Annotated in this window: 16 protein-coding genes and 1 tRNA gene; 14 read left to right on the top strand and 3 right to left on the bottom strand. The window is 44.3% G+C overall.

All coding sequences use genetic code 11. The features are described from left to right. Positions 1 to 236 precede the first annotated feature (236 nt). Together GKR71_RS11615 and rsuA are read right to left on the bottom strand one after the other, a co-directional pair. The gene (locus tag GKR71_RS11615; protein WP_036953002.1) at positions 237 to 1,421 is read right to left on the bottom strand and encodes a Bcr/CflA family multidrug efflux MFS transporter; all 1,185 of its coding nucleotides are present in this window, start codon (positions 1,419 to 1,421) and stop codon (positions 237 to 239) included. Between the two features lie 24 nt (positions 1,422 to 1,445). Beyond that, entirely contained in the window at positions 1,446 to 2,150 is a 705-nt protein-coding gene (rsuA, locus tag GKR71_RS11610) for a 16S rRNA pseudouridine(516) synthase RsuA (RefSeq protein WP_036953000.1), read from the bottom strand. A 222-nt stretch (positions 2,151 to 2,372) separates the two neighbouring features. Here rsuA and GKR71_RS11605 point away from each other — a divergent pair, with 222 nt between their 5' ends. Together GKR71_RS11605 and rplY are read left to right on the top strand one after the other, a co-directional pair. Beyond that, positions 2,373 to 4,145: a DEAD/DEAH box helicase gene (locus tag GKR71_RS11605; RefSeq protein ID WP_154634332.1), complete on the top strand. Its 1,773-nt coding sequence runs from the start codon at positions 2,373 to 2,375 to the stop codon at positions 4,143 to 4,145. A 209-nt stretch (positions 4,146 to 4,354) separates the two neighbouring features. After that, positions 4,355 to 4,636, top strand: coding sequence for a 50S ribosomal protein L25 (gene rplY, locus GKR71_RS11600; RefSeq protein WP_006660420.1), 282 nt, complete (start codon positions 4,355 to 4,357; stop codon positions 4,634 to 4,636). A gap of 126 nt (positions 4,637 to 4,762) precedes the next feature. Here the strand turns inward: rplY and yejK are convergent, their stop codons facing one another. Further along, entirely contained in the window at positions 4,763 to 5,764 is a 1,002-nt protein-coding gene (yejK, locus tag GKR71_RS11595) for a nucleoid-associated protein YejK (protein ID WP_154609654.1), read from the bottom strand. Positions 5,765 to 6,002: 238 nt separating this feature from the next. Between yejK and GKR71_RS11590 the strand changes: the two genes are divergently transcribed. From GKR71_RS11590 to GKR71_RS11535, 12 genes are all read left to right on the top strand, one after another. Beyond that, positions 6,003 to 6,230, top strand: coding sequence for a YejL family protein (locus GKR71_RS11590; protein ID WP_108477939.1), 228 nt, complete (start codon positions 6,003 to 6,005; stop codon positions 6,228 to 6,230). A gap of 21 nt (positions 6,231 to 6,251) precedes the next feature. Then, positions 6,252 to 7,967, top strand: a complete 1,716-nt coding sequence (yejM, locus tag GKR71_RS11585; protein WP_154599449.1) for an LPS biosynthesis-modulating metalloenzyme YejM — start codon at positions 6,252 to 6,254, stop codon at positions 7,965 to 7,967. A 106-nt stretch (positions 7,968 to 8,073) separates the two neighbouring features. Continuing rightward, a tRNA-Pro gene (locus tag GKR71_RS11580) sits at positions 8,074 to 8,150 on the top strand. Positions 8,151 to 8,291: 141 nt separating this feature from the next. Beyond that, on the top strand, positions 8,292 to 8,834 hold the full coding sequence (locus GKR71_RS11575) for a YcxB family protein (protein ID WP_051422694.1): 543 nt from the start codon (positions 8,292 to 8,294) through the stop codon (positions 8,832 to 8,834). 522 nt (positions 8,835 to 9,356) lie between these two features. Continuing rightward, positions 9,357 to 9,854 carry a type VI secretion system contractile sheath small subunit gene (gene tssB, locus GKR71_RS11570; RefSeq protein WP_036952987.1) on the top strand — a complete coding sequence of 166 codons (498 nt, stop codon included), beginning with the start codon at positions 9,357 to 9,359 and terminating at the stop codon, positions 9,852 to 9,854. 19 nt (positions 9,855 to 9,873) lie between these two features. Continuing rightward, positions 9,874 to 11,418, top strand: a complete 1,545-nt coding sequence (gene tssC, locus GKR71_RS11565; protein ID WP_071992157.1) for a type VI secretion system contractile sheath large subunit — start codon at positions 9,874 to 9,876, stop codon at positions 11,416 to 11,418. Between the two features lie 22 nt (positions 11,419 to 11,440). Continuing rightward, on the top strand, positions 11,441 to 12,778 hold the full coding sequence (gene tssK / locus GKR71_RS11560; protein WP_154609594.1) for a type VI secretion system baseplate subunit TssK: 1,338 nt from the start codon (positions 11,441 to 11,443) through the stop codon (positions 12,776 to 12,778). Next, on the top strand, positions 12,775 to 13,431 hold the full coding sequence (gene tssL / locus GKR71_RS11555; RefSeq protein WP_154599447.1) for a type VI secretion system protein TssL, short form: 657 nt from the start codon (positions 12,775 to 12,777) through the stop codon (positions 13,429 to 13,431). Before tssK ends, tssL begins: the two co-directional genes overlap by 4 nt. Before the next feature lie 2 nt (positions 13,432 to 13,433). Then, positions 13,434 to 15,173: an OmpA family protein gene (locus GKR71_RS11550; protein ID WP_154609593.1), complete on the top strand. Its 1,740-nt coding sequence runs from the start codon at positions 13,434 to 13,436 to the stop codon at positions 15,171 to 15,173. Between the two features lie 2 nt (positions 15,174 to 15,175). Beyond that, positions 15,176 to 15,667 (top strand): Hcp family type VI secretion system effector, encoded by a 492-nt coding sequence (locus GKR71_RS11545; protein WP_006660409.1) that lies wholly within the window; start codon positions 15,176 to 15,178, stop codon positions 15,665 to 15,667. A gap of 212 nt (positions 15,668 to 15,879) precedes the next feature. Further along, on the top strand, positions 15,880 to 18,543 hold the full coding sequence (tssH, locus tag GKR71_RS11540; protein ID WP_154634311.1) for a type VI secretion system ATPase TssH: 2,664 nt from the start codon (positions 15,880 to 15,882) through the stop codon (positions 18,541 to 18,543). Then, positions 18,540 to 21,065: a type VI secretion system Vgr family protein gene (locus GKR71_RS11535; protein ID WP_154634310.1), complete on the top strand. Its 2,526-nt coding sequence runs from the start codon at positions 18,540 to 18,542 to the stop codon at positions 21,063 to 21,065. Before tssH ends, GKR71_RS11535 begins: the two co-directional genes overlap by 4 nt. Positions 21,066 to 21,082 lie beyond the last annotated feature (17 nt).

The following is a 21,082-nucleotide window of genomic DNA, read 5'->3' as shown; positions in this document are numbered from 1 at the left end:
TTCATCGAAAACAGAAATTTAACAAACATTCCATTTAAGTTAATTGATATGGATCATTTTTTGATAAATACTTTAATTTCATTACGAAATTAATCGATTTTATCGAAGTGTTGGGTAGGTTAATCCATAGGTATCATGAATAATATATTGGTGAGATAAATCAGCATGATATAAATAATTGAGGGAAACTAATGAGTTTATCAGCTTCATCCTTGAAACTGATTCTATTGGAGATGTTATTTTGCTCTTTTCGCTAAAAGCACAAATAACATGGAGAGAGCCACACAACCTACCATCGAGCCTACCATCGGCCATGCATTTTTAGCAGGAATCATTGATAACAAAGTCCCCACCAATGCACCAATAGAAAAACGAATTGTGCCGGCAAGTGAAGACACTGTTCCTGCAATATGAGGATAATTATCGAGGATCACTGCCATCGAGTTTGAGGTGATCATTGCAATCCCACTCACATAAATCGCGACGCCGATCACTAATGTCCAGAAATCCATACCCAATGCTGTCGTCGTTAATAACCATATTCCCATAACGAACTGAACAATAATCCCGAAATACAACATTCGCTCAGCGCCAAATTGCCTTACAAATTTGCCGTTAATCGTCGTCATAATAAATAAGAAGACAATATTGATGCCAAAGTAATAGCCAAAATGTTGAGGCGATACTCCGTTAAGGTCGATATAGACAAATGACCCCGCATTCAAGAAAGAAAACATACCGGAAAACGAAAATGAGCTGGCCAAAATATAGAACAACACTTGGCGGGCTCTGAATAACGTCGCAAATTGGCGTAATGTGGTTCCGATATGGAATTTTTGTCGCCTTTCAACGGGTAGTGTTTCTCGGATAAATAAACTGACTAGCACCACAGCGATAACAGCCGCAATTGCAATACTCCAGAAAATGGCATGCCATGAGAACCAGCGCATCATTTCGCCGCCCATGATAGGTGCCATCAACGGTGCAATTGTCATCACCAATACGACGAAAGACATGCTTCTGGAGAATTCATCTTTAGTAAACATGTCGCGCATTAATGCGTTGATCACGACGCTGGCTGCGGCTGCCGCAAATCCATGAAGGAAACGCAACCAGATAAATGTATCGATCGATTCCGCAACTGCACAAGCCGCCGAGGCTAATGCAAAGACAATCACCCCACCTAAAATTACGGGTTTACGTCCTAGACTGTCCGCCATCGGACCATAAAAAAGCTGACCAATTGCAAAACCAAAAATGTAGCTGTTTAGGGTCATCTGAATGCGCCCTTCATCTACATTAAAGTAACCTGTCATTGCAGGGAAACTCGGTAAATACATATCAATCGCTAATGGCATTAGCATTGATAGCAAACCTAAAATTAAAATCAGCCCCAAATAGGATGAACGCTGTTGTTGCACTTATTAACTCCTGCTATGACATCATTAACGGGGAACCGTAATACTCTCAATCTCAGCTTCAGTCAGTGGACGATATTCCCCCGGCTCTAGCTGCTCATCTAAACGAATTTCCCCGACTCGCTCACGATGCAAACCACACACATGATTTCCGACGGCCGCAAACATCCGCTTAACTTGATGATAGCGCCCTTCACTGATTGTCAGCCGGACGTCACGTGGAGAAATAATCTCCAATTGAGCAGGTTTCGTGAGTGATTTCTCACCATTTAACATGACGCCTTGTTCAAATTGAATAGCGACATCGTCGGTAATATCTTCACTCAGTTGAACTCGGTAGGTTTTCTCACAATGATGTTTTGGCGAGGTAATGCGGTGAGACCATTGCCCGTCATCTGTTAATAACACTAACCCTGTCGTATCAATATCCAAGCGACCTGCTGCATGCAGTTTTTGGGCGACGGGCTCATCAATAAAATAGAGAATTGTTGGGTGCGTTGGGTCATCAGTAGAGCAAACATAGCCTTCAGGCTTATTGAGCATAAAATAGCGAGGTCCTGTGACTTGCACTAACACATTGCCATCATAGGCAACTTCATTATCAAGACCCACCTGCATTGAACCTGATTTTACAACTTCATCGTCAACCATGACATTACCGGCACGTAGCTCACGCGCCACCAAACTCCGGCTTATCCCAAGTTGCTGGGACAAAAATTTATCCAGTCGCATAGATTCTCTTAACTTGATGGAATGTCAGCGAGAGGTACAATAGCACCGCGCTGTCATAAGATAGAAAGATGGATTGCTGTGATTACTATCACATAATTTATTATACCAATAACCTGTTACAAGTGATAGCGCAGCAAGGGGAACGCTTAAATTTAGACCTAGCAACGGATTTAACTTAAATTTAACATTAATAATCTGACTTTTTTGAAAAAACTAACTCATATGCCTGCAGCCTCATCCCGTTTTACTTTACGCCCTTACCAACAAGAAGCCGTTGACGCGACGATCCAGCATTTCCGTCGTCATACTACACCAGCAGTGATTGTGCTTCCGACAGGGGCAGGAAAAAGCTTAGTGATCGCAGAATTAGCGAGGCTGGCTCGTGGGCGCGTATTAGTTTTAGCGCATGTCAAAGAGTTAGTTGAGCAAAACCACGCTAAATATCTGACTTATGGTCTAGAGGCAGATATATTCGCAGCAGGTCTCAATCGCAAAGAATCCCACAGTAAAGTGGTCTTTGGGAGCGTACAATCGGTAGCGCGTAACCTTGAACACTTTGACGACAAATTCTCCTTAGTGATCATCGATGAATGTCATCGCATCAGCTTAAACGAAGAAAGTCAGTATCAACAAATTATCCTAAGCTTACAAAAGCATAACTCTGCACTACGCATTTTGGGCTTGACCGCGACGCCCTATCGCCTTGGCCATGGGTGGATTTACCAATACCACTACCACGGAATGGTTAAAGGTGATGAACACTGTTTTTTCCGTGATTGTATCTATGAATTACCGCTGCATTACATGATCAAAAACCAATTTTTGGTTCCCCCTGAACGCTTAGATATGCCAGTGCTACAATATGATTTTAGTCAGGTATCGGTTAACCAATCGGGAATTTTTAATGAGCAAGAACTCAATTTATCTCTCAAAAAACAGCAGCGCATTACACCAAAAATTGTGGCGCAGATTATTGAGTATGCAACGCCATTACAAGGTTGCATGATTTTTGCCGCTACGGTTGAACATGCTAAAGAGATCCTCAGTTATTTACCTCAAGATACTGCGGCATTAGTCACCGCGGATACACCATCCCTCGAGCGCCAAAGCATCATTCAGCAATTTAAAAACAAGCAATTACATTATCTTGTCAACGTTTCAGTACTGACCACTGGTTTTGATGCGCCACACGTAGACGTAATTGCCATCTTACGCCCGACAGAGTCTGTCAGCTTATATCAGCAAATCGTTGGACGTGGCTTACGTTTGAGTGAAGGAAAAAAACAGTGCCTAATTCTGGACTATGCCGGAAATCCTCACGACCTCTTTCGCCCCGAAGTGGGTAGCAGCAAACCCAACTCCACCAGCGTTCCAGTCCAAATTTTCTGTCCACTGTGTCAGTTTGCCAATGTTTTTTGGGGGAAATGCACCGCTGATGGTCAAATTGTCGAGCACTACGGGCGTCGCTGCCAAGGGTGGGAAGAAGATGAGCATGGACGAAAACAACAATGTGAGTTCCGCTTTCGATTTAAGCAATGCCCCCATTGTGGCGCTGAAAATGACATTGCCGCACGACGTTGCCATAAATGCCAAGAAGTGCTTACTGACCCCGATGATATGCTTAAAGCCGCATTACGACTCAAAGATGCGCTAATCTTACGCTGCGGGGGAATGGAACTCACGTCAGGCTCGGATGCAAAAGGCGAATGGCTTAAAATTGCCTACTATGATGAAGATGGTACGTCGGTGTCTGAGCGCTTTCGACTCACCACTCCAGCTCAAAAACGCGCATTTGAATTCCGATTCTTGCGAGAACATCATCGAGCCCCAGGTGTTCCTTTCCATTGGAATAATGCAAACGACATTATTTCACAACAAGCTTTATTACGTTACCCACAATTTATTGTTGCGCGAAAAAAAGAAAACTACTGGGAGATTAGAGAGAAAATCTTTGATTATCAGGGGCGTTTCCGTCTTGCAGCATCGTTAAGATAAGCAGAAAAGACGCGATTAATGATGAATAAATCATGCCAAGTCAGAAAGATAATGATCTTAATGATTGCCCGCTGACCGTTTTTTCGTTAAAATGCCGCCCGCCTTTGTATGTCTCGCTTAGCGAAATGATGTTACAGGGCCAAATCTCGAACCTGCTGCTGGGTCGCCTGTAGCAGGATTTTTATTTTTTCTTTTATAGAGAAATTGTAATGTTAACTATCAATGCAATTGAACGTAAAGAGCAGGGTAAGGGTGCGAGCCGCCGCCTGCGCAGAGCTAACCAACTGCCAGCTATCGTTTACGGTGGCAACCAAGAAGCTATCTCTGTTACTCTGAACCACGATGAAATCATTAACCAAGAAAGCAAAGCAGAATTTTACGAAGTTCTGACTCTGGTTATCGATGGTAAAGAAACTAAAGTAAAAGTTCAGGCTGTTCAACGTCACCCATTTAAGCCAAAAGTGACGCACATTGACTTCCTGCGCGCTTAATTAAGCCCATAGCCGAGCTTTAAAGTTTTTTCGGGACGCCGAGTAAATAACGCCGCAATTGCGGCGTTATTTATTTCAAACATACGATTTCTAACATAAAAATTTCGATAGTAAATCCATCGTTCACTATTTATTACCGCGACGTTGCAACTGGTCACGCAGATTCGGCGGTGTACCACGGATAGTCAATGTGTCCGTCACGGGATCCCAGAAAATACGTTCTCCCATTAACATCGCGTCAAAGCTAATCGTAATACCCCCACCACTGCCTGAAAATTTCGTTAATTGCTTCAACGTACCGCGATCAGCAGGAAAACTCTCTTCCAGTTGATAATCATTTTGGCGAGTAAAATCTTCAAAGCTTTGATCTTCCACCATTGGTAACTCTTTTGAGAGTTCCTTCAGCTCAATCTCTTCGCCTGATTGCAGTTGCTCACTGCAATAGCTGTGAACTTGCTGGCGATAGGCTTGGCGAGTGTTTTTATCCATTTGCGCATTATCACAAAAATCATCCAATGCTTGGACTAACCCTTTATTCTGTACCTTCGCATTCAAACCTTCAGACGCAGCTAAAAAGTCCATAAAGAAATCAGATACTTTACGCCCCACTCGTCCTTTAAGGAAAGTCAGATAACGCTTCGACTCAGGATTAGTTTCCCATTCAGTCAAATCAATACGCGCTACAATATCCGCATGAGGAATATCTAAATAGTGAGTCGTACCCAAATCGAGGGACTCAGTCACAAACATACTGTCGCAACTATTCAGAACAGCGATAAGGAGATATTCCACTGCCAAGTAACGATATTGGCAGAAGAGAACGATTCCGCCTTCAGCAAACGGGTATTTTGCCAGCTCATCTTTTAAACGTACGGTCATTGCACGGCTAAAGCCTAAAAACTCTTCTTCACCCTTACGCAGTAACGTTAACGCTTCAGCCAGTTCACTCTCTTCGTTGAACTCACCAAACGCCTTACTTTTTGCACTGTATACACGATGTAATTCTGCCATCATGTCTTGCACAACATTGTCTGTCGTCAATAACGAATCACGCAACATGACTTCTAAGGTCTGTTCATCTCGTTTAATCAACTGGTGTAACGCTATCTGGGTAATTTCCAGACTCATTGTTGGCTCCTTTCGCTAGCAGAAATAATGTCGCGTATTCAAACACTGTTAGTATTTGTCTGCAACTGAAACCGTTAACCGCCATTTTTTTATTACTTTTGTGGCGAACTATTATCCACTTCGGTGATCTAAATAAACATTATTATCAATTAAACGAAAATTTGTTTAAAGAAAGAAGAAAAGTCACCCACAATGGGCTATCATATGGAGCTTTCATTAATTTAGGATGCCATAATTTATGCCACAATCATCTCGCTATAGTGATGAAAAAGTTGAAGGTTTACTGTCTGACCTTGTTAGTGTGTTAGAAAAAAACCATACTCCCGTTGATCTATCATTAATGGTACTCGGTAACATGGTTACCAATCTGCTGAATACGTCTGTCGCCCCTGCTCAGCGTAAAATGATTGCAGAGTCCTTTGCCAATGCATTACTTTCTTCTGTACAAGAAGATAAATCACACTAATTTGGTTGATAAATAAACAGCATGGTCACCCATCAGCGCTACCGTGATAAAGTCTCCAACATGATTGGTTGGGGGCATTGGTTTGCACTTTTTAATATACTACTTTGTCTTTTGCTAAGTAGCAGCTATCTGTTTATTTTTGACTGGCCAGATACCTTCGCTGGTCGCGCTTATGCCTTCGTCAGTTGGTTGGGTCATTTCAGTTTTGTGGTGTTCGCTACTTACTTGCTAATCATCTTTCCGCTGACCTTTATCGTTATGTCCCAACGATTGTTGAGGGTTATCTGTGTGGCGCTAGCCACCGCGGGACTTACCTTATTACTCTTTGATATTCGCGTCTTTAGCCAATTTGGTCTTCACCTTACCCCGCAGGTATGGGATTTAGTCATTAACCCTGCCAAGGGTGAAATGGCGCGCGAATGGCAATTGATGTTCATCAGCATCCCCATTATTTTTCTGGTTGAGATGCTATTTGCGACCTGGAGCTGGCAAAAACTACGCAGCTTAAGCCGACAAACATTTGGGCGCCCGCTGGCAGGTCTATTCATCGCAACATTTGTGATGTCACATTTAATGTATGCGTGGGCGGATGCCAATTTTTATCGCCCAATCACGATGCAACGCTATAATTACCCGCTGTCTCAACCAATGACAGCGCGTAAGCTACTTGATAAATATGGTCTACTCGACCTAACTGCACATCAAAATCGTGTATTCCAGCAAGGTAGCCCAACTGCACTGAAACTTCAGTATCCATTGAAGCCGCTTAGCTACCAAGACCAAGGTACGGGTTACAATTTACTGTTATTGGTTGTTGATGATTTAGGTAATGTTTCTCAGCAAAACCAAATGAACTCATTGAAAGAGTTCAAAAATATCAGCTCCCAATTTACCAATCACTATACTTCTGGGTTGCGCAATGACACCGCCCTATTTGGGCTGTTCTACGGTATCTCATCAAGTTATATTGATAACATTCTCAATGGTCGCCACCCTTCTGTACTGATTGAAGCTTTACAGCATCAAGGCTATCAGTTTGGTTTATTCTCCACTGATGGATTTAGCTCACCATTATTCCGACAAGCGATTTTGTCTGACTACTCCTTGCCGACAAAAGCAGCGGACAATGACAAACAAACTATTGCACAGTGGAATTTATGGCTAGATAACGTGAAACATGGCTCTCCTTGGTTCTCATTCTTAAATATCAAGGGAACGCCGGGAAGTAATCAAACGGATAACCAAATCAGTCAAGTCATTGAGACGTTGAAGAGCCAGAACAAGCTGAATAATACTATTGTGGTGATCACGGCAAACTACAACAGTAACGGTTCGCAAGATACTGACTGGGTGAATAAAAAACACTTTAACCGCGACAGTATGCAAGTTCCGTTATTTATCTACTGGCCTAATACTCCAGCACAACAAATTGATAAGCTGACTAGTCATCAAGATGTAATGACCACCCTCATGCAGCGGGTATTACATGTTAATAATCCGCCTGATGATTACAGCCAAGGAGAAGATCTCTTCAGTGCGCAGCGCACTTATCCGTGGGTGATCACCGGCGATAAAAGCGATGTCGTCATTACCACCAACAGCGCTACCATGTATATGGATCATAACGGACAATTTAATATCTATGACCCACAAGGTAACGAGCAAACTGACGACAAACCAGACCTTGCTGAGCTACTGAAAATCTTTACTGAACTTAAACGCTTCAATGAAAATTAGCGCTTAAATTTCAATCAGTCATATGAATTTGCTCTTGATTTCGCCAATGTTTTGAGTAGTATATTTTTACCTAAAGCCTTGCTTTAAAGGCATACAATTCGTTAATCGGCACGTAGCGCAGCTTGGTAGCGCACGGTCATGGGGTGTCCGGGGTCGGAGGTTCAAATCCTCTCGTGCCGACCAAATTCTCACTCAAGCCAGCCTTTTCGGTTGGCTTTTTGTTATTCAATACTTCCCTTTCTTTAACCATTATCTGATAGCCAAATTGCATCGCTATCGGGATAATAGCCACTATTCTTTTAACCTTTTATTGAGTTATACAGCATGTCGCTATCCGTCACGGTTGCGTTATCACGCCAAGAATTTATCGCCTTTAGCCGCTACTGCCATAAAAACAACTACTTTTTACCCAAAAACCGCAGCTTGCTCACTTATACCCTGCTCTATTTGGCTTTCTTTGCCATCATGGGAGGGGTATTCACCTTACTCCAACATTTTGATATCGAGCTTAATCTAGGGCAATTTGTTGTCTCTGTTCTGATGGCGATATTACTTTATGCCATCTTTGCAATACGTTTGTTTAAAACATTGAACAAAGCGATTCCTGATGCGGATAGCTCGACTTTCTGCACAAAAACATTCACGGCAGATGAGAATGGATTACACATTGAGAGTACCTATGGATTATGGCACTACAATTGGAATTCAATGGGTTTTATAAAACAAAATGGAGACACGCATTATCTATTTATTGATAGAACTAGCGCCTTTATTTTCCCAAAACGAGCGTTTGATTCACACGAAAACTATCTAAAGTTTGTGCAATACCTCACTCAACAAAATTATTTTTTAAATAATCCAGAATAAATCTTAGTAAACTAAATTAATTTAGCATAATCATCCGTTATGCTTTATTTTAAATTTTGCGAAGCATTTATATTCACTACACATTTTTTTACACTTTATTTTTAGCTTTAATTAACGATTTATATTAAAAATTAGAAATAACTCCACGAATAGTATTTTGTCTATATTATCACCTGTTACCACCCCCTTTATGAGTAAAAATATTTATATATTCTGTTTTTCTTAAGAATAATCTCTATTTTCACTATTTAAATTTCCTGCCAATTATCTACTCACATTTATTGTGACTTTAAATTCACATTGATTTTAAATGATTTTTAATTAATTAAATAGGTTTGCATACGTAAAAATACGTTGTATCGCACTCAAGCATAAAATCAAATCCATTAGAAACCTTGATCTATCCATCTTAAAACTATATAAAATAGCAAACTGATTTAAGCTAAATTAAAGTTAAAGAATATATTTCATTTACCAATAATTCATATTTAAAGCGAGTAATACCACTAAAGGACTCCTAAAATGTCAGATAGCTTCCAAAATGAAGTACCGAAGGCTCGGGTTAATATCAAATTAGACTTGCACACGGGTGGTGCGCAGAAAAAAGTGGAATTACCACTTAAATTATTAGCTGTTGGTGATTACAGCAATGGACAAGATAATCGAGCATTATCTGAGCGCGAAAAAGTTAATATCAATAAAAATAACTTTAACAGTGTACTCACTGAATTTGCGCCGACCATTAACCTCACGGTGAAAAATACCCTTGCCGGTGATGGAAGTGAAGAAAGCATCAACCTCTCTTTCAAAAACATGAAAGATTTTGAGCCTGAGCAAGTTGCCCGCCAAATTCCTCAACTGCGCGCAATGTTAGCAATGCGCAATCTGCTGCGTGACCTGAAATCTAATCTCCTCGATAACGCAACGTTCCGCCGTGAACTGGAAAATATTCTTAAGGATCCAGAACTCAGTGATGAACTTCGTGAAGAACTAGCACAGCTAGCGCCGAAGAAAGATTAATTTGGATTATTAAAGGATTATGCTGATGTCTGTAAAAACTGAATCAACTCAAGGCGCAACAACTGTGCTGGATGACACCTCAAACCAAGGTGTTTACGCTTCTTTGTTCGAAAAAATCAATTTAACGCCAGTCGCATCAATCAGTGATATTAACGCATTCCAAGACAATGCTGCCTTGGCAGACGCAACGGCTGATGAGCGTGTCACTGTCGCCGTTCAAGTCTTCCTAGATCGTTTAAAATCATCAGGTCAAAAAGTCGAGCGTTTAGACCGAAACCTACTCGACCATCATATCGCTGAACTTGATAAACAAATCAGTCAACAACTGGATGAAGTCATGCACCACCAAGACTTCCAACAAGTTGAATCCACTTGGCGTGGCCTGAAATTCCTCGTTGACCGCACTGATTTCCGTCAAAACGTTAAAATTGAGCTGTTAGATATCGCTAAAGACGATTTACGTCAAGATTTCGAAGATAGCCCTGAGATCATTCAAAGTGGTCTTTATCACCATACCTACATTGCTGAATATGACACCCCAGGTGGCGAACCTATCGCAGCCATGATTTCCAACTATGAATTTGACCGTAGCCCGCAAGATATCGCCTTACTGCGTAGTATCTCCAAAGTCTCAGCATCCGCACATATGCCATTTATTGGTTCTGTGGGACCAAAATTCTTCGGCAAAGAGACGATGGAAGAAGTCGCAGCAATCAAAGATATTGGCAACTATTTTGACCGCGCCGAGTACATCAAGTGGAAATCATTCCGTGACTCTGATGATGCTCGATATATCGGCTTAACGATGCCTCGCGTGCTAGGTCGTCTACCATACGGACCAGATACCGTGCCTGTTCGTAGCTTCAACTACGTTGAAGAAGTTAAAGGTCCTGATCACGAGAAATACCTGTGGACCAACGCCACCTTTGCTTTTGCTGCCAACATGGTAAAAAGTTTTATCAACAACGGTTGGTGCGTACAAATTCGTGGACCTCAAGCCGGCGGTGCCGTTAAAGATCTCCCAATCCACCTGTTTGATTTAGGTACGGGTAGCCAGGTAAAAATTCCATCCGAAGTGATGATCCCTGAGACCCGTGAATTTGAGTTCGCTAATCTTGGATTTATTCCGCTGTCTTACTACAAAAACCGTGATTATTCCTGCTTCTTCTCCGCTAACTCGGCGCAAAAACCGGCGTTATACGATACCGCTGATGCCACCGCGAACAGCCGTATCAACGCCCGCTTACCGTACATTTTCTTACTGTCTCGTATCGCCCATTACTTGAAGCTTATTCAACGCGAAAACATTGGTACCACCAAAGACAGACGCTTACTTGAATTAGAACTCAACAACTGGGTTCGTGGCTTAGTCACTGAAATGACCGATCCAGGTGATGATTTACAAGCTTCTCACCCACTACGTGATGCAAAAGTGGTTGTAGAGGATATTGAAGATAACCCGGGCTTCTTCCGTGTGAAACTGTACGCGGTTCCACACTTCCAAGTCGAAGGTATGGATGTTGATTTATCGCTAGTTTCTCAAATGCCTAAAGCTAAAGCCTAACGGTTATTAAAGGTCATTCAGGATGAAAATCTACCGTCCCCTATGGACAGACGGGGCCTTTTTGGCCCCTCAGCAATTTCAACAGCAAGCCCGTTGGGACGGTCATGTTGCTGAAGTCGTCGCACAAATGGGTATCGCCTCCACATGGGGCGTCATTAATACCGAGTTTGATGTCAGTGCATTAACGCTCTCTCGCGTAAGCGCCCAAAAAATCGTGGTGCGCTTTCACGACGGCACACTGATTGACACGACCTTAGCGGATGCCCTTCCTCCGGTATTGTCCCTCAATGATTATGCGGATCGTCAGTCATTGGATATCGTTCTGGCGCTGCCTTTAATGTTAGCCAATGGCGGAAACTTAGTTCCCGAAACAGGAACCGATCGCCCACGTCGATTTAGCCAAGAATGGGTTAAAGTCCAAGACTTATTAGGGCATGAACAAACAGATATTGCCGTGCTACGTCACGTGGCAACACTGCGTTTTGCTCATGATGAGAATGAAGCCTATATGACCTGCCCTGTTGCACGTCTTATTCGCAACGCTCAAGGGATGTGGGAATTTGATAGCCACTTCATTCCTCCCTTACTTTCCTGCCAAGGAAGTGCTGAATTACGAACATTACTTTCTGAGTTTATGCACCGTTTAGTGGCTAAGCGCCGTCGTTTAATGGCACTACGTCGTGAAAGTAATGAAAAAATGGCCGACTTTGTGGTCGCTGATGTCTCACTGTTTTTGTTATTGAATTCACTCAATAGTGCCGAACCAGTCCTCAATGAGCTCAGCACAGCGTTGCATCGTCATCCTGAATTGCTCTATCGAGAGCTAGCTCGTTTAGCCGGCAGCTTATTAACTTTTTCTTTAGAAAGTAAGCTGGAAGACATCCCGCTATACAAACATGAGCAGCCAGAGCTCGTTTTCCCACCTCTTTTTGCCTTGTTAAATACACTGCTTGAAGCCAGTTTGCCTTCTCGCGTGATTAGCATTGAATTGGCGAAAGAAGGTCCATTCTGGAAAGGTCAACTCCATGACGGTCGATTACGTGAAGAAGCCGATTTTTACTTATCGGTTCGCTCATCATTGCCTGCTCACTTATTGATCGCTCAATTTCCACTCCTTTGCAAAGCGGGCAGTAGTGATGATGTGGCTGACGTCGTTAATGTGGCACTCAATGGTATTCCATTGAAACCGCTCAGCCATGTCCCAACGGCGGTCCCTCTTCGCCTAGAAAATCAATACTTTGCGCTAGATATTGAAACACCTGCGGGTCAAGCCATGCTCTCTTCTGGGCAATGTGCATTCTATGTTCCAAGCACGTTAGGTGACATTCAATTAGAGCTGTTTGCGGTACTTCGCTCATGAACAATACAACATCGCACCATACTATCGACATGATCTTCGCCCAAACTTGGCTGATGGTTTGTCAGTTACATCAAGGCACCGCCATCACTCAAGGGGATAGTTTTTATCGTCGCGTTTGCCAACTCATTGATGAAACACGTCAAAAACTGCTCGAACATGGCTACCCTGAATCCGCCATTGAGCATATGCAATACGCACAATGTGCCCTGATTGATGAATCTGTGATGAATCGCCAGCACCAAGATGATGGCTACAACACATGGATCCAGTCTCCTTTGCAAGCACGTTACTTCAATACATTAGAAGCGGGAGACAAACTTTGGGATCGTCTACGCAGCATTTTAAACGAAACCGCCCCGAATCCTGACGTTTTGCTCTGTTTTCATCGCGTGCTTACCCTCGGGTTTGTCGGTAAGTTTCGCCAAAAAGAGGCGCCAGAACGTGAACGTATCGTCGCTCAACTCAATGTTCAGCTTCCAGATTATCTGATCACGTCAGAATTACCTCTCGTCGTAAAACCTAAATTACGGTTTAGCCGTCGCAGACTTTACTGGTTTGGTTGGATAGGCGGCATCCTCATACTCGCCGCCATGTGGTGGGGGTTCAGTGCTTCGTTAGAACATTTACTACAACAGTGGATGACACAAGGATAGGCATGCAAAATCCAATCAAACAGTGTCTGACGCTTTTTGCTACGGGGCTTTTCTTGTGGCTACTCTGGGGATTTTGGTCTCTAGGGCAAAGTGTCACCATTTTTGTTTCCGTCTTCGTCTTAGTACTGACGGGGGGAATGTTGTTTTGGCAATATAAACAACGACGCCAAGTGCTATCCACTGAACATGAATATACGGGTGCATTTCCTACTGATAATTATCAGGGGCCTGTCATTTTAGTCTGTGGTCAATCTCAAGCACTATTCCTTGATGACCAATTACACAGAGAAACAAATCAAGGTTGGTATATTCGCGTATCCGCGCCCACTGAGCTCGTTAAACTGATTGCCGCATTGGTGGAATATGCCCCTTCACTATCTGGGCACTTATCCTTGCTTTACGTTGTATTACCCGAGCAACTGACCCAACAAGAAACCCTGACACAAGCGCTACTCAACTGGCGTCGAGCTATTGGGGAAGGTCGTCAAAAAATCGGTGCTAAATTGCCATTTTGGGTAACGGTATACCTTTCTAAACCTCATCATGCTGATACCGCTATGCATGTTGATGATGAACATACACCTTGGATGACGTTACTCAGCCACCAAACTGAATTTCAGGTGGAGCAAGAAGGTGCGATGTCAGTCCCTTACTCCGTGTGGCTACCTGCGCATTTCGGACAGTCAGAACAAAGCCTGCAATTTTCTCTATGGCTAGATACCTTACAAAGCTGGCTAAACCAAGTTTTAGTTCCTCAATTTACCCTACCTCAAGCTGGAGCACCGAAGCAAATCCCTTCCGCATGGGCCATTCAGTGGATTAATATCACTAGCCAGCCGAACAATTTATGGCAGCAATTCATCCAAGAAAAAACCACATTGCCATTGCTTTCCTCAGCGCAAAAAACGGATTTACTCCCTTTGCCGGATGTCATGCTACGCCGCTTACATCATGATATTAACTTAAGCCGAACAGAAAAAAGCCTCGGTGCAATTGGCGTCATTTTTGGGGTTTTCTTCATGGGTGCTTTAGTCGGTAGCTACCACCACAACCAGCAACTCATTCGCCATATTGGTGAAGATATTGCTCGTTTCTCTCAGCTTTCAGAAGTTCCACTCGCACCCAAATTGACCGCTTATCAGCAGCTACAAGATGATGCTGCTGAGCTTGCACGCTGGGAGCGTGAAGGGATCCCAAGCGCTTACTCTTTAGCGTTATATCAAGGTAATCGAATATTGCCTTACTTACATACTCTGCTAGGGAGTTGGGCGCCTTCTCAACCTGAAATCCCTCCTGAAGCGCCGACTGCACCACCTCAAATCGTCACTTTGGACAGCTTGTCCTTATTCGATGTTGGACAATACACACTCAAAACGGGCGCGACCAAAGTGTTAGTTGATGCGCTACTCAATATCAAAGCCAAACCCGGCTGGTTAATTATGGTTTCTGGCTATACCGATAACACCGGGAATCCAGAGCAAAACCAAAAACTGTCTTTAAAACGCGCAGAGTCTGTCCGTGATTGGATGATCCAAACCAGCGATATCTCGCCAACCTGCTTTGCTGTGCAAGGTTACGGGCAAAATAACCCCGTTGCCGACAACAACACCGCTGACGGACGTGCTCGCAATCGCCGCGTAGAAATTCGCCTGATACCGCAAGCTGAAGCTTGTCAGATATTAGGCGTCAACACCGTACCATCGATGGATGGTGGTACACATTCCACACGAAAGGAGAAGTAGTTATGGCTATTCCAGTTTATTTATGGCTGAAAGATGATGGCGGTGCTGAAATTAAAGGTTCTGTCGACGTACAAGACCGTGAAGGCAGCATCGAAGTGGTTGCTCAAGACCATAACCTGTACATCCCAACGGATAACAATACCGGTAAATTAACAGGTACTCGTATCCATACGCCATTCATTTTCGTTAAAGAAATTGATGCTTCAAGCCCTTACCTTTACAAGGCTGTGACCACGGGTCAAACCTTGAAAGAAGCGGAATTCAAATGGTATCGCATTGATGACGCAGGACAAGAAGTCGAATATTTCAACACCAAACTTGAAAACGTCAAAGTCGTGAAAGTCGCTCCAAAAATGCACGACATCAAAGATCCAGGTAAAGAGAAGCACAACCATCTCGAAGAGATTGAGCTGCGCTATGAAAAAATCACTTGGACATACAAAGACGGCAACATCATCCATTCCGATTCTTGGAATGAGCGTGCTACCGCTTAATTAAGACAAGCAGGCGTTTCGGCGTCTGCTTTTTTCTTGCGCCCCTTGCGCAACATCACTCACACACAACACATTTTGCCATTAAACAAGCAATACGCGCTTTCAACCGCGCATTCCCATCGCGAATATCACCTTATGAACCTCGGTTAACGGTTAGGGGCGGTAGCGTGCCTAAACACATTGATATCCACCAGATTATCTAGGGAGAGAACATGGAAAATTCTTCAGTTATGTTATTGCGTCGCCTAAACCCTTTCTGTGCAAATGCACTAGAGGCAGCAGCTTCCTTGTGCCAAACACGCGCCCATGCTGAGGTTACCATCGAACATTGGTTACTCAAGCTGCTTGAGCTAGGAGAAAGTGATATCACTGTGTTAGCGCGCCGCTATGAGTGGGATATTTCCGCACTTTGGCAAAGCCTGCTAACAGAAATCGACAGCCTACCCCGCTCTATCCATAGCCGCCCCTCCCTCTCGAAATCACTCCTAAACTTAATTCAAAACGCATGGGTGATAGCCTCATTGGATGAAGATATCGAGCACATTCGCAGCGTCCATATTCTTGCAGCGATGGTGAAGCAACCCTCTTTAGTTCCGAACGACGCCCTTTGGCCATTAATGACCTTAAGCATCACACAATTACAACGCTTAAGACCGATGCTGGATGCGCAATCCGATGAGCGCCCTGAAGTTCAGCAACTTGCGGCGCATAATCAATCTTTGCCGGCAGAAGCGCCACTTGAAACGCAATCAACAAATGAAGCTCCTGCACCGAATGTCATCGGAAACACACTGAATGAAGCCTTACTGGCCGTGCTGAATAAATTTACGGTGGATGTGACCGAAAAAGCACGCGAAGGCGCGATTGACCCAGTCTTTGGACGTGATGACGAAATCCGTCAAATGGTGGATATTCTGTCTCGCCGTCGCAAAAACAACCCAATCCTCGTGGGCGAACCGGGTGTTGGAAAAACCGCGTTAGTGGAAGGCTTAGCCCTACGTATCGTTGAAGGTAATGTTCCTGTCAGTCTGCAAACCACATCATTACGTACATTAGATTTAGGTCTACTGCAAGCGGGGGCTGGCGTCAAAGGCGAATTTGAACAGCGTCTAAAAAACGTGATTGAAGCTGTACAACATTCTCCTACTCCGATTTTACTGTTTATCGATGAAGCCCATACCATCATTGGCGCAGGCAACCAAGCCGGTGGCGCTGATGCCGCTAACTTACTCAAACCCGCCCTTGCTCGTGGTGAGTTACGCACGATTGCCGCCACCACTTGGTCTGAATATAAACAATATTTCGAGCGTGACGCCGCTTTAGAACGTCGTTTCCAAGTCGTCAAAGTCGATGAACCTGATGACGAAAAAGCCTGTTTAATGCTTCGTGGACTAAAACCGCGCTACGCCAAATATCATGGTGTTCACATTACCGATGATGCGGTCAAAGCCGCTGTTACCTTATCCCGCCGTTACTTAACCGGTCGCCAACTCCCCGATAAAGCCGTGGATTTACTCGATACCGCCAGCGCCCGTATCCGCATGAGCCTCGATACACTCCCTGAAGAATTGACGCGTTTAAAGGCCAAGCGCAATGCATTAGAACTTGAACAGCAAGCGATCCTTGATGATTTGGCGATTGGCAACACCACCAACCAATCCCTACTGAGCGAATTAGTCACTCAAGATGCCCAAATAGCGATACAGCTTGCTGAGTTAGAACAGCGTTTTGAGCAAGAAAAAAACCTTATCAGCGAGCTCTTAGAACAGCGCCGTCAATCCCAAGATGTCAGCGATATCCAATCACAGTTAGAACTCGTTCAACAAAATGAGCCGCTGATCACCCCCGATGTGGATATCAGAACCGTTGCCACTGTCATCGCCGACTGGACGGGTGTGCCATTATCCAGCCTCTTAAAAGACGAACAAACCGAACTGCTTGAATTAGAAGACTCGCTAGGTAAACGCGTTGTGGGTCAAGAAAACCCATTACTGGGGCTTGGACAACGATTACGTGCTGCTCGCACAGGTCTTGCCTCAGAAAATGGTCCTCAAGGGGTATTTTTATTAGTGGGGCCAAGCGGAATTGGTAAAACTGAAACCGCACTCGCCTTGGCTGATGTCCTGTTTGGTGGCGAAAAATCCTTAATTACCATCAACATGTCAGAGTATCAAGAAGCCCACACTGTCAGCCAATTAAAAGGCTCGCCTCCAGGTTATGTGGGTTATGGTCAAGGCGGGATTTTAACGGAAGCCGTTCGCAAGCGCCCTTACAGCGTCGTGTTACTCGATGAAGTGGAAAAAGCCCACCGCGATGTGCTCAACCTGTTTTATCAAGTTTTCGACCGTGGATTTATGCGCGATGGCGAAGGCCGTGAAATTGATTTTCGCAATACCGTTATCTTAATGACAGCCAACTTGGGCAGCGACTTGCTTATGCAGCAACTCGAAGAGTTCCCTGAGTCTACCGACGGCGAGCTGCAAGAACTGCTGCGCCCAACTTTGCGCGACCACTTCCAACCCGCCTTACTCGCACGCTTCCAAACCTTAATTTATCGCCCATTAGGCCCAGCCGCTCTGCGCCAAATTGTTGAAATGAAACTGGGCAGCGTCATTAAGCGTCTTTACACCCACTACAAGCTTGAAGGCATTATCGAAGAAGCGCTGTATGACACGCTCGTGAGCGCCTGTTTATTACCTGACACCGGCGCCCGCAATATAGACAGCCTGCTTAACCAACAAATTTTGCCAGTACTTAGCCAACAATTACTCATGCGCCAAGCCAACCACCAGCAAGCACAAAGCCTGACGTTGGGGTATAGCGAAGAAGACGGGATCATCCTGAGTTTCAGTGATATTGAGGAGACAAATCCATGAGCCTACTCGATACAGCCAAAAACCTACTTCAAGGTCAAAACCGCTATCGCCTAGAAGTCCAAGGCTGCTCAGATTTACTGGACGTTGAACATTTTACGGGTCGTGAAGCCGCTAGCGATACCTATCGCTATCAAATTACGTTTACCTGTTCTGCCCAAGATCTTTCTGCGCAACAATTATTGCGCCGTAATGCCAGCCTGACCTTTTCCGCGCCGATAAATAACCTAATGGGGCTCGCCACTCAGCCGAGCGTTGCCAAGCGCGTTCATGGCGTAGTGACGGATTTCCGTCGTCTCTCTGGCTCTGCGGATGAAGCTCGCTACCAGTTAGTTATCGAGCCTTTTTTTGCTCTACTCCGCCATCAAATTCGCAGCCACCGTTTCTTTATCAACCAATCCATCCCTGATGTGGTTGAACAGATCCTGCGCGAACATAATTTCAAAGGCTGGGAATTCGAATTTCATCTCGAAAAAGAGTACCCAAAACGCGAACAAATCAACCAAATTAACGAAAGTGACCGCCAATTTATCGAGCGTTTACTCAGTGAAGTGGGTATTTTTTACCGCTTTGGTTTACAAGATGATACCCAAACCGAGGTGCTCCACTTTACGGACAGCCAACGCGGCTATGTGTATGACAAAACGCTACCATTAAATAGCCCATCTGGGCTGAGCGATAACCATGTTGACAGTGTTTGGGGATTATCTTTGCGCCATCAAGTGGTTGAAAGTACTGTCTTTGCCAAAGACTATAACCACCGACTGGCGGAAGATACGTTGATTTCCGCCGTCGCGGACATGACTCGCGGTGATGGCGAAAAAATCAACTACGGCGATGTTTACCACTATAAAGGTCGCCACCTGACCCGAGGGGACAAAATTCGCCCTGAAACCGAAACCGCTAACTTCTGGGCAAGACTCGACCACGAACGCTTTTTAGCTCGCCAGACTTTACTACGCGGAGAAAGTAGCGCAGCAGACCTGACGCCATTATTAGTATTAAGCATTCAAGATAACCCGCTCAGTTCGACGTTACCCAGCGTATTCAAATCACCCGTTTTAATTACTCGCCTACGCTTTACCGCCAGCCGAGATAAAGCGCTGACTGTTCGCTTTGACGCCGTGCCTTACACGGAATCACTGTGTTGGCGCCCTGCTCTAAAACCACGCCCTGTCATTGCTGGAACATTAATGGCGCGCATCACCAGCGCAAAAGACCACGACATTTATGCCCACCAAAATGAACATGGCTTTTATTGGGTAAAATTCGACGCAGATCGCGATGATAAAACCAAGGGCTATGAAAGTATGCCCGTGCGTTTGGCGAAACCTTACGCCGGAGATACTTATGGGATGCATTTCCCACTGATTCAAGGGACTGAGGTCGCTATCGCCTTCCATGAGGGTGATCCAGACCGCCCTTACATCGCCCACGCACTACATGATTCCCGCCACCCCGACCACGTGACGGATAAAAATAACACCCGTAATGTGATCCGCACGCCTGCGAATAACAAACTGCGCATGGAAGATAAACGCGGGCAAGAGCATATTAAGCTCAGCACCGAGTATGGCGGAAAAACCCAGTTAAACTTGGGGCATTTGGTCAACGCCGAGCGCGAACAACGCGGTGATGGTTTTGAGTTACGTACAGATAGCTGGGGCGCAATTCGCGCGGGTAAAGGGCTGTTTATTACCACCGATAAGCAGGATAAAGCTGGTGGTGATGTGTTGGCGATGGAAGAGGCTGTTGCCCAGTTAAAACAAGCCCAGCAGCTGACTGAATCTCTTAAAGAAGCAGCGAAGATCGCAAAAGCTGAGCTGGCTGATTTACAAACTCAAAAAATTCTGCTCTCTGACACTCTTCACGAACTTAAACAATCTGCGTTGCTTGTTTCTTCTCCAGAAGGTATCGCACATACCTCACCTAAAAGTATTCAACTTTCATCGGGTGAAAACATTATTGCAACCGCACAGAAAAGTGCCGATTTTAGTATTGCAAAAAAATTCACAGTTGCGGCAGGTGAAATTATTAGCTTGTTCGCTCAAAAATTAGGCATAAAAATCTTTGCTAACCAAGGTAAAATTTCCATAGAAGCTCAGCACGACGAAATGTCATTAGATGCATTAAAAGATTTAAGCATCAGCAGTCATGATGGCAAAGTCATTATCAAGGCTAAAAAAGAAATCATTTTAACTAGTGGTGGAGGTTATATCCGTATTGCGGATGGTTCTGTTGAATGTGCCGCACCCGATAAAATCATCGAGCGTGGGGCTGTCTGGCAAAAATTTGGTGGGCAAAGTATTAATACTGCAATGCAATCTTGGGAAAGCTCTGAGTTTGCAGTTAAGCCTCAGTTTGTGAGTTATGACAAAGAAGCACAAATTGATTTATCACATCCTGTTGGCATTATTGCTGACGGTACTAAAAGTTCTAGCACTAGTGACACATTAGGAAACGTATCTGAGCAAAAAGGATTAGGTCTCGATAAATTGAACATTGAATTTAACGACAAGAAATAGTTTGTCAGCAATGGATG

Origin of the sequence: Providencia sp. wls1922 (genome assembly GCF_009706505.1) — a bacterium.
Taxonomy (GTDB): domain Bacteria; phylum Pseudomonadota; class Gammaproteobacteria; order Enterobacterales; family Enterobacteriaceae; genus Providencia; species Providencia lanzhouensis.
This window is presented reverse-complemented; position numbering and strand designations above follow the sequence as displayed.

Bases quoted from the DNA above. Each gene is read 5' to 3' on its own strand.
- rsuA (WP_036953000.1), bottom strand. From the start codon at position 2,150: ATGCGACTGGATAAATTTTTGTCCCAGCAACTTGGGATAAGCCGGAGT.
- GKR71_RS11605 (WP_154634332.1), top strand. From the start codon at position 2,373: ATGCCTGCAGCCTCATCCCGTTTTACTTTACGCCCTTACCAACAAGAA.
- rplY (WP_006660420.1), top strand. From the start codon at position 4,355: ATGTTAACTATCAATGCAATTGAACGTAAAGAGCAGGGTAAGGGTGCG.
- yejK (WP_154609654.1), bottom strand. From the start codon at position 5,764: ATGAGTCTGGAAATTACCCAGATAGCGTTACACCAGTTGATTAAACGA.
- GKR71_RS11590 (WP_108477939.1), top strand. From the start codon at position 6,003: ATGCCACAATCATCTCGCTATAGTGATGAAAAAGTTGAAGGTTTACTG.
- yejM (WP_154599449.1), top strand. From the start codon at position 6,252: ATGGTCACCCATCAGCGCTACCGTGATAAAGTCTCCAACATGATTGGT.
- GKR71_RS11575 (WP_051422694.1), top strand. From the start codon at position 8,292: ATGTCGCTATCCGTCACGGTTGCGTTATCACGCCAAGAATTTATCGCC.
- tssB (WP_036952987.1), top strand. From the start codon at position 9,357: ATGTCAGATAGCTTCCAAAATGAAGTACCGAAGGCTCGGGTTAATATC.
- tssC (WP_071992157.1), top strand. From the start codon at position 9,874: ATGCTGATGTCTGTAAAAACTGAATCAACTCAAGGCGCAACAACTGTG.
- tssK (WP_154609594.1), top strand. From the start codon at position 11,441: ATGAAAATCTACCGTCCCCTATGGACAGACGGGGCCTTTTTGGCCCCT.
- tssL (WP_154599447.1), top strand. From the start codon at position 12,775: ATGAACAATACAACATCGCACCATACTATCGACATGATCTTCGCCCAA.
- GKR71_RS11550 (WP_154609593.1), top strand. From the start codon at position 13,434: ATGCAAAATCCAATCAAACAGTGTCTGACGCTTTTTGCTACGGGGCTT.
- GKR71_RS11545 (WP_006660409.1), top strand. From the start codon at position 15,176: ATGGCTATTCCAGTTTATTTATGGCTGAAAGATGATGGCGGTGCTGAA.
- tssH (WP_154634311.1), top strand. From the start codon at position 15,880: ATGGAAAATTCTTCAGTTATGTTATTGCGTCGCCTAAACCCTTTCTGT.
- GKR71_RS11535 (WP_154634310.1), top strand. From the start codon at position 18,540: ATGAGCCTACTCGATACAGCCAAAAACCTACTTCAAGGTCAAAACCGC.